Below are 8607 nucleotides of genomic sequence, written 5' to 3' on the forward strand. Positions count from 1 at the left end.
TTTCGAAGGCAATGCGGGGCCCAAAGGCGCAGGCCGCAATGCGGGCGATGCCGCCAGCAGCCGCAACCGTGAACAGGGGCGAAAGTGCAGTTGCGCCGGCGGCGAGCGAGCCGACGGATGCGTGAGCGTCGACAGGGGCCAGGAAGGCGGCAAGCGCCAGCAGCCCGACCGCGAGAAGCGGCAGGATTCGGGATTTCATAATGATGCTCCGATGTGGAAGTTGAAGGGGTCAGCCAGTCTTGAGCAGAGCGCGCAGGAATGCGGCCGGCTCGATCGCCTTCGCCTCGGGCTCCCCCCGAAGATGCGGCGTCGCCTTGGCCGCGATCGCCGCGGCCAGGCTTTTTGAGAATCCGCCTGCATCCCGCAGGAAATCCTCGAACTCACGGACGGTCGGCAGTTTGCCGGCCTCGAGCAGAGACTTCACGCTCGTCACCCGCGCCTGAATGTTCATGGGCATGGTGACGAGGGAGACCTCGCGCAAATCGATCTTCTTCAGCCTGGTTACACCGGGCCGCTTATCGTCCTGCTCCGCGTGGCCGGGCAGATAGCGGTAGCCGATCGACATGCCGCCGAGTGCCTTGGCCTTGAGCAGGCCATGGGCTCGCTTTGCCAGCGGATCGTCCTCGATTAGGAGGCGGCCGCGCACATAAAGACCCTTGGAATCCTCGGCGAGGTCAGTCCAGATACCGATCGGCTCGCGCTGATCATGCTGCCAGAGAAGCGGGATGGTTCGGCCATCCTTCTTCGCCTGGACGATGCTCTCGATGAAGGCGCCGGGCTCGACGACATCGCCGCCCTGGTCGACATTGCCGAAGGTCGAGGCATAGCCTTCGAATTCGCCGGCCTCGCCGACGGTATCGGCCTTCAGCGCGAAATCATGTGTCTTCAGCATTGTCATCCTCCAGCGGCGGGCCGCCGTTGTGGCCGATGCCATTCGCCTGCGTGATCGGCACGTTCTGCATCTGCATGCGCGGGATATCGCCACCTGGAACGGGCGGCAGATTTTCCAGCGCACGGACCTCGTTGATCGTCATGACGCCCGCACTAAGCAGGGCGGTGTAGAAGGCGGAGCGTGCCGCACTATCGCCGCGCAGCAGGCCCTCGAGGTTGAACTCGATCGTAATGCCGGCCGCGCGATCCTGTGCCGTGAGCAACTGCTTCATCAGCGCCTGCTCGATCCGCTTGACGCGACGGCGGAGCGAGAATTTCTCGAAGCCCTGCGTCATGTCGGCGATGCTGCTGCCGAGCTTGGTATTGCCGGCAGTGTGCCCGACCATGTGGGGCGGAACGCCGAAGAAGCGGCAGATCTCTTCGACCGAGAAGGCGCGCGATTGAAGCATCTGCGCGTCTTCAGGGTTGAAAGTGATCTGCTCCCACTTCGTGCCGCCTTCCAGTACCAGAGGCCGGCCGGCGTTCATGGCACCCATGAACTTTTCGACCAGCTTCGTCTCGATCGTGTCGCGCTGATCCTTGTTCAGGAACTTGTCGAAGGTCAGCACGCCCGAAGGACGCAGGCCGTTCACGAAGGTGCGCATTGCGGCACGATTGATCGCGCTCGCGAGCCCGAGCGCGTGCCGGGCATGGGTCAAGGTCGAGAGGCCTCCGAGGGGTGAGCCTCCGAAGCCGCGGATATGCAGGACGCGCTCGGATGTTTCGACCCGGCTCTGACCGTTCTGCGTCCAACGATACTCGATCTCGCCATCCGATCGCCGGCGCACGGACATAGCGTCGGGATGGATTGGCGTAAGGCCGACCAGGCGCGTTCCGACGAAGTMCTTCTCGGCATAGGCGTTGCCCCGCAACTCGATCGCGAGGCATTCCATCTCCAGGAAGTCGAGCGCCGTCTGATCGGCGTTCGGGCTGTCATGCAGGATGCGGTAGAGCGGATGATCCTTTGCAACACTGCGAGAACCGTTTTTCTCCGTGCGGTAGACGACGATCGGCAACGAGGCCTGCGTCCCCACAAGCAGATTGAGGCAAGCCCAGGCGGCGGAAAGCGCCAGCACCGTGCTCTCCCCGACAAGGCCACCCAGGTCATCGTCGCGGTCACGCCAACCATCTGGGTCGCTGATCGAGAGGGGCCGCGACAGGGCCGCTGCCATCTTGCGGAAGAGCTGGATCACGATGCGGCTCGCAGGCTGGCGACATAGTCGTCAAGGCCGCCGTCATTGGCGGCCTCCGGGTTGCGGCTCATCAGGTCAAAGGCATTGAAGAGCGCGATCAGCGGATCAATCTTCGCCGTGCCCGACGCTTGCTTGGTCACCAGAACCGCCGAGCCGCGCAGCTCGGAGCGGGCATTCCCGACCGCCCAGGCCATCATMGCTCGCGACCCGTGTTTCAAGGTTCCATCCTTCAATTTGCGGGCCGCGCCCTTGATGACACCAGACAGGCGATAGCCCTGCGGCACGGCAGCGATGCACTCGCCCGGGATCTCACGCGCGGCGAGCTCGTCGAGGATTGCGGCGATGCCGACCGCGTCGACACCGATGCCGGCCTTCTCCGGGAGGAGGCCGGCCTTAAAGATGCGCTCGACGATCTCGGCGACCTCGGCCACGTCGGCATTCGCCCCGTCGGCCGTTTCCTCGATATTGACGAAGACGACGTCGCCCTCGGCCTCGAAATCCTGCAGGCGAGGCGCGATTTCCTTGCGCAGCTGCAAGACGCCGCGATCGGCCCAGGCTCTGCCCCAATGGAGCCAGCGCTTGGTTTCGCGCTCGCGACCGAGCACCGCCAGGCCGAGCAGATCGTCGAGGCCACCGCCGTCGATGCCGATCGTGACGACTTCGCAGCGGGTCAGGATCTCATCGAGTGTCAGCGACCGATTGCCGGCCTTCAGCCAGTGGTCAGCGCCCTCCCAGCGGTTGCTATGAAGCGCCAGGCCAATCTGGATATTGAGATGCTGCGACGCCCAGCGCCGTTCTTCCTCCTCGCCCTTCTCGCGGGCCGTCGCAAAGTCCTGCTCGAGCACCGGCAACGAGACCGAACGTCCGAGGTTGGGCAGCACTTGCGCCCAGTTCTCGACCTCCCGCCAAGGCTTGCCTGGCGCGGTCTGCATCGCCTCCGGGAACTCATAGAGCACCGGCAGGATCGAGCCGTCGACGATGCGCCCGTCGCGAACGCCGCGCGCATAGTCGAGCTCTGTCTTGAAGGCTCCCGCCGGCCGCTCGTCCGACTGCGTCGTGATGATGACGCCGAAGGATTCCGGTACCGCGACACGGGCGCCGCGGATCTGGCCGATGACGCGCTGGGCATAAGAAACCTTGCCGAGCAGGTGCAGCTCGTCGAGCAGCCAGCCCGCATACTTGCCGCCCGTCGCAACCTTCGGGTCAAAGGTCATCACCTTGAGGGTGGCCTTTGTCACCCGGTTGACGACCGTCTTCACATGATCACGGACATGCAGCAGGTCCGCGAGATCCTTGTCGGCGTCGATCATGCCGGAGATAGCCGCGAAGGCCAGATCGGCAACCTCCTGCGTCGGCCCGAACAACGCGAACGGCGCCTGCGGGCGCTCGTTCATCAACAGCGCCGTCAGCATGAGAGCGGCACCGTTCGTGGTCTTAGAGTTCTTCTTCGGCACCAGTACGAAGACGCCAGGCACCATCCTGATGCCGGTTTCGGAATCGAGCGAGCCGAAGAGGGCGCGCACGATATCGCGGAACCAGTCGCCGGCCGCGTCGCCCAGAGTCGGCTGCCCGGGTACGTCCGGCAACCGCAGGCGGTCGAAGATCGAGACGGCTCGGCCGGCTTCCGCCAGATCGAGCGGCAGTTCGGGCACCAGGGATCGGCCTGCGAGGAGACGCTCCTCCCAGTCCGGCACCGCAAAGGACATCGTCATCAGCCGGCCCGGCCTTTCGGCGTGCGCAGCAGATCACCCCACGGGCCTTTCGTGACGACGCTATGGGCGGCGATCTCGGCCTGTACCTTCTTGCCTTGCGACTCGGCGGCAACCGTCGGCGCCGGAGCGTCGTTCGACGGGTCGGACTTGCCCTTTCGGAACTTGCCCTGCAGCGCCTCGAGGTTGGCGCGATCCATGATCGCGAGCGATTCCCTCAGCGCAGCGACGTTGCCCTTCATCGCGGCACGGTTCAGCGCCATCAACATCTCGCCGCGCTTGCGCAGCGCACCGGTTTCCAGCTCAGCCGCGTAGTGCTTGCGAAGCGTCGGTTCGCTCAGAGCCATCGCGCTCGCGATCTGGTCGACCGTCATGCCTGAGGCGATCAGCACGKCGACCTTCTCKCGGTCGCGCTCGCTCGCCTGGTAACGCCTGCGGCCGCCAGCGCCGGAGCGCTTTGGCCGAGGCGGAGCCGGGACAGGGGCCGGGCTCAGCTCGCCGGCAGCGACGAAGAGGTTGTCGCCGCCGAGGCGTTCCTTCAATTCGGCGGCGAACGCCTTGCGAAGGGTCGGCACGCTGATGCCGATTTCCTCGGCGATCACCGGATGGCCGAGGCGCTCCGAAGCCATCCGCTGAACGGTCGCACGCTGATCGTCATTCGGCACAAAGGCAGCCCGGCCCGGCTTCGTTTCTTTCTTTCCGCCGCTGGAATTGGCGTCGTTCAAGAAAAAAAACTCCGAATGAGGAGGACGCCGGTGCGGGGGATTGGGGCTTTGGGAACTTTTGACCGCCCCCCCTCGGCACCTGAAAACGATCTTGTGGGGTTGTCAGCGCCTTGTGGGCTAAACGACCGACTGCTGCCGCCTCGTCCGCTCGCGCGCCGTCTTGCCGTTGTGGCAGGCCGTGCACATCAGCATGACGTTGAGCGGATCGAAGTCCGCGCCACCATCTTTGCGCTCGACAATGTGGTCTCCGATCAGGCCGCGAGGCGTGGCGCTGCAATCCGTCCGGCATTCCGGAACCTCGCAGATGTATCCACGCTGGCGCTTGATCACCCGCACGAACTCGCGCCACGCGGGCGAGAGGTAGAACGGGTCAGCCGTCTTAGCCGGCGGAGAGACGCGCGATGGCAGAGTGCTGACGCGTGACGGAAGTGACTGCAATCGTCCCATAACCAAAGGCCCGAAACACGAAGCCCGCCGACCTCGAAAGGCAGCGGGCTGACATAGCTTCGCACTTGGTAGCTGGTGAGGCTGACGCGGGTTCCGTGAGATTCAACTTCGCTGTTCGGCGACGATCACACTACCGGAATAACCGTGCGCCCAACTGGCACGATTCGCGCCTGACGAGTCAAGCGCCCGCAATGCAAGTAGTAAGCGAGCGCTGTTTACAACTAGGCCGCATCGAGGTGGCCGATATCGATACGCATGCGCGTTGCCCGCCCGAATATCTCGATCAGCACCTCTGCCTCGGCGAGACCGATGGCCTCGACGACCACAGCCTGGAACGAGATGAATGGCCCTTCGATCACCGTGACGCGCTGGCCAGGTGCTACCCGTGCAGGAGGCGGGGGCGGAGGCTCGACCGAGTTCTGATAGTCGGCAACCGCCCTGATCGCAGCACCGGGCACTCGCAGCCATCCTGCAGAGGTGCCGACCACATCCTGCACGCCGTCGATATCGCGGATGTCGTCGATCGGCCGCCCATTGACGGTGACGACAGTGCGATCTGCCTGCACCTGGTCGAAGCGCTGTTCGCGGAACGGGACGCCGGCGGCGAAGAGATAGCGCGGGAAGGTCGCGACATCATGGGTGATCTCACGCCGCCCGAAGCGGATGACCTTGTGGCGGCTCGGCCAGAACACCTTGCAGCCTGCCTCGGCGAGCCCCTTTGCCGCACGAGCTTCGCCTCGCGGCGACGTATAAATCAGATGCCAACGAAGGGTCAGGTCGAGATCGACAGGCGCAGGGTTCCGAGTCTCGACGACCGACTTGAGCTCGACAAAGGGGCGCTCGCGCTTCTTCCGATAGTTGCTCATGGCAGCCTCAAAACTTCACTTCAGGTTCGGCCACCACGCCCGGAGGCGTCGGCGCCGGCAGGAACACGCGGAATTGACCGGTGAACATCGGGATGCGGGCGCCGMGCTGTGCCAGCCATGGCCGCCAAGCGTCGATCTCCGGCCCATCACAGAGGAATGCCCGCAACTCGCCGACCCGCTTCGCAGCCGCTGCGAGATCCGCCGCCGTCGCGGTCAGCGACTTCTGCGCCTCGGCCTGCTGCACGGCGAAGCTGACCCGGTTGCGCTGGCCCTCCGCGATCCGGAGATGCAGCAGCAGCCACCACTCGCGGGACCATGCCGGCACCGCGGCCGTCGCGCCGGCAGCCTGCGTCGCCTTCCGCTCGGAGGCCTTCGTCTCCAGGCCAACCCAGCACCGCCCGGCGAGATAGGCCTGGGCGCTCAGCCGTGATTTCAGCCCGCCTGCCTTTCGCTCGGCAGCGAAGGCAGAGATGCCATCGATGGCCAGCCGCCGCTGCTCGAATGGCACGGCCTCCCAGGCAGAGCGCAGCTGCACCCGGTTGTCGCCCTTGGCGAAGGGATAGGCCTCGAGGAACTGCTCGAAGGTCGGAGCCTCGGCCTTCCCCTCGCTGTCAGCGGCACTGCCGTCGTTCGTTGGCGAAGCTTCGCGCCCCTGCGCACCCTCTCTCTCAGAGGTAAGGGTTCTACTAAGGGTTTGGGTCTCATCAGATGGTACCCTTAGGCCGCCATTTGGAAGGGTTGCACGGTGAAAGCCTTCCACCGTGACACCCTTATTTTCGCATGGCTCCGCAGCATCAGCCCCGCGCGCTGCGTGCCGCGCATGCCCCGCTTCGTCCTCGTCGTCAGCGCCGGGCAGCGGATCGTGCGCCGCGGCGGCTTCCAGGGCGAGCCACACGTCGTCCCGGCGCAGGCGCACCAGCAGCTCCACGTCCATTTCGTAATGCGCCGTGGAGCCCGGCCCGGAGCCACCGTCGCGCACGCGGCGCAGCAGGCCGACCTGGCAGAATTCCTTCAGGGTGCGGCGCGCGGTCGAGATCGAACACTCGGCATCGTCTGCGATGCTTTGCAGGCCGGGATAGATCCGCGTCCCATCCTCGCGGGCGTGGTCAACGAGCTTGATCAGCACGAGCTTGCGGGTGCGCGAATGCAGCTTGGCCTTGAGGGCGTGGCCGAGAAGGGCGACGCTCATCGCACATGCCTCCCACCAACACGCGGACGCGGCACCACGACGCCGGTCTGCACGTTGATCGTCAGGCCATGCAGCGGGCAGGTCACGACGCCGTTGCAGTCGGGCGCCAGGCTGGAAAGCACGGCCCCCTTATGCGGGCAGACAAGGTGTCCCTCGGCATTGCGGCCGCAACGGCGACCGACATACGCCTCGTGGAACCGGTCGAAATTCCCATGCACGCCTGCGTCGGGCAGGCCGGGGAAGCCGACATCGGCCACGATGCAGCGCCGCCTGCGGTGCACGGGCGCCGGCATGGGCCCGCCATAGTCGGCGCCCGGCGCATAGGGGTTCGGCTTGGCAGGGAACTCCGACAGGGGCCGCGCAGCGATCATCGTGTCGGCGCTGCGTTGGATGCGGAAACCCAGCCGGACGCCGGTCGTGCTCGGTACGCTGGAGCCCCCGCGCAGCATCCGCTCCGGAAGGAAGCGACGGTCCAGGTGGTAGTGGGCCGCCGCGAAGTCGAGATGCTCGATATCGTCATGCCTGGGGCCGACGACAGGCCACCAGCGCAGGCGGAAGTCGTACCAGTACAGGACGCAGGGCACGAGGTAGAAGCGCCCGACAACGGGCGGCTCGCGCAGATCTTCGATGCGCTGCAGCCTCATTCCGCCGCCTCCAATCTCGCAAAGAGTGGCGCACCAGCGCCTGCTGCCTGGCGGTCGAGCGCGGCAGCCGCTGCAGGGTTGATCCAGAGCACTTCGGTCCGCTCGCGAGCCCCATCAGCCAGCGCCTCTCGCTCGACCCGCCGCCAGCCCGGCAGGGCGTCGTCATAGAGCGGCGCAGGATAGCCGGAGAGCACGACCATGCCTGCGAGATCGCGCAGCGCCTCGAGCAATGCCTCATGGTCGGCGTTGCTCAGTTCGTGGCGATACTTGTGCTTGGCGCAGTACGGATTCCCACCCGATCGCGTCTCATGGACATAGGGCGGATCGACATAGTGAAGCGCCTCCCTTCGATCATGAGCGCGCATCACGGCAACGGCGTCCCGCTGTTCGATTACTACGCCGGCGAGGCGCTCGATGATCGGCGGCAGCAGGTCGGGATAGTTCGCCCAATCGTGCGCCGGCGTGGTGCCGCTCTTGTTGCTGTCGGCACGAAAGCCGGTCGAGCGGCCGAGCGCGCCAGTGTTCCCGAACCCCATGAGCGAGCGCACGATCATCCGCCGCGCGCATTCGACCGGATCGTCGGACGGCTCATAGGCGTCGACGAATTCGGTTCGGGCGAACGGCGTCAGCCGGAGCTGCTCCACCAATTCGGCAGCGCGCGGCCCGCGCAGCACGCGGAACAGGTTCACAAGCTCGGAATCGAGATCGTTATAGACCTCGGCATAGGCGCGCGGCTTGCGCAGCAGCACCGAGTCCGCGCCGCCGAATGGCTCGACATAGATCCGGTGCGGCGGCAGATGCGCGATGATCCAAGGCGCCAGCAGCCACTTGCCGCCATGCCAGCGCAGAACGGGACGAGATGGATCGCTCATTCCGCCGCCTCCAGCGCCGCAGCGTTCTCACC

General features: G+C 65.6%; 10 protein-coding genes. All 10 read right to left on the reverse strand.

Going from position 1 to position 8607, the window contains the following annotated elements; translation table 11 throughout:
* On the reverse strand, positions 1 to 199 hold a 199-nt coding region (locus AC1DJT_RS30815), incomplete at its 3' end, for a hypothetical protein (protein ID WP_476835541.1).
* A 30-nt stretch (positions 200 to 229) separates the two neighbouring features.
* Positions 230 to 892 (reverse strand): HK97 family phage prohead protease, encoded by a 663-nt coding sequence (locus AC1DJT_RS30820; protein WP_476835542.1) that lies wholly within the window; start codon positions 890 to 892, stop codon positions 230 to 232.
* Positions 876 to 2123, reverse strand: coding sequence for a phage portal protein (locus AC1DJT_RS30825; protein WP_476835543.1), 1248 nt, complete (start codon positions 2121 to 2123; stop codon positions 876 to 878). Before AC1DJT_RS30825 ends, AC1DJT_RS30820 begins: the two co-directional genes overlap by 17 nt.
* Positions 2120 to 3835 carry a terminase large subunit domain-containing protein gene (locus tag AC1DJT_RS30830; RefSeq protein WP_476770196.1) on the reverse strand — a complete coding sequence of 572 codons (1716 nt, stop codon included), beginning with the start codon at positions 3833 to 3835 and terminating at the stop codon, positions 2120 to 2122. The genes AC1DJT_RS30825 and AC1DJT_RS30830 overlap by 4 nt, the downstream gene beginning before the upstream one ends.
* A complete protein-coding gene (locus tag AC1DJT_RS30835; RefSeq protein ID WP_476835544.1) occupies positions 3835 to 4557 on the reverse strand; it encodes a hypothetical protein in 723 nt (240 codons plus the stop codon). Before AC1DJT_RS30835 ends, AC1DJT_RS30830 begins: the two co-directional genes overlap by 1 nt.
* 117 nt (positions 4558 to 4674) lie before the next feature.
* On the reverse strand, positions 4675 to 4893 hold the full coding sequence (locus tag AC1DJT_RS30840; protein ID WP_476770194.1) for an HNH endonuclease signature motif containing protein: 219 nt from the start codon (positions 4891 to 4893) through the stop codon (positions 4675 to 4677).
* Between the two features lie 332 nt (positions 4894 to 5225).
* A complete protein-coding gene (gene nusG / locus AC1DJT_RS30845) occupies positions 5226 to 5870 on the reverse strand; it encodes a transcription termination/antitermination protein NusG (RefSeq protein ID WP_476770193.1) in 645 nt (214 codons plus the stop codon).
* 7 nt (positions 5871 to 5877) lie between these two features.
* The gene (locus AC1DJT_RS30850; RefSeq protein ID WP_476835545.1) at positions 5878 to 7059 is read right to left on the reverse strand and encodes a helix-turn-helix domain-containing protein; all 1182 of its coding nucleotides are present in this window, start codon (positions 7057 to 7059) and stop codon (positions 5878 to 5880) included.
* Positions 7056 to 7703: a Rieske 2Fe-2S domain-containing protein gene (locus AC1DJT_RS30855; protein ID WP_476770191.1), complete on the reverse strand. Its 648-nt coding sequence runs from the start codon at positions 7701 to 7703 to the stop codon at positions 7056 to 7058. The genes AC1DJT_RS30850 and AC1DJT_RS30855 overlap by 4 nt, the downstream gene beginning before the upstream one ends.
* Positions 7700 to 8575: a DNA adenine methylase gene (locus AC1DJT_RS30860; protein WP_476770190.1), complete on the reverse strand. Its 876-nt coding sequence runs from the start codon at positions 8573 to 8575 to the stop codon at positions 7700 to 7702. Before AC1DJT_RS30860 ends, AC1DJT_RS30855 begins: the two co-directional genes overlap by 4 nt.
* Between the last annotated feature and the right edge of the window lie 32 nt (positions 8576 to 8607).

The sequence above is a fragment of the Allobosea sp. 05T422_2 genome, from assembly GCF_056396265.1.

What these genes read in the sequence shown, in the direction of transcription:
- AC1DJT_RS30820 (WP_476835542.1), bottom strand. Translation starts at nt 892, where the DNA reads ATGCTGAAGACACATGATTTCGCGCTGAAGGCCGATACCGTCGGCGAG.
- nusG (WP_476770193.1), bottom strand. Translation starts at nt 5,870, where the DNA reads ATGAGCAACTATCGGAAGAAGCGCGAGCGCCCCTTTGTCGAGCTCAAG.
- AC1DJT_RS30855 (WP_476770191.1), bottom strand. Translation starts at nt 7,703, where the DNA reads ATGAGGCTGCAGCGCATCGAAGATCTGCGCGAGCCGCCCGTTGTCGGG.
- AC1DJT_RS30860 (WP_476770190.1), bottom strand. Translation starts at nt 8,575, where the DNA reads ATGAGCGATCCATCTCGTCCCGTTCTGCGCTGGCATGGCGGCAAGTGG.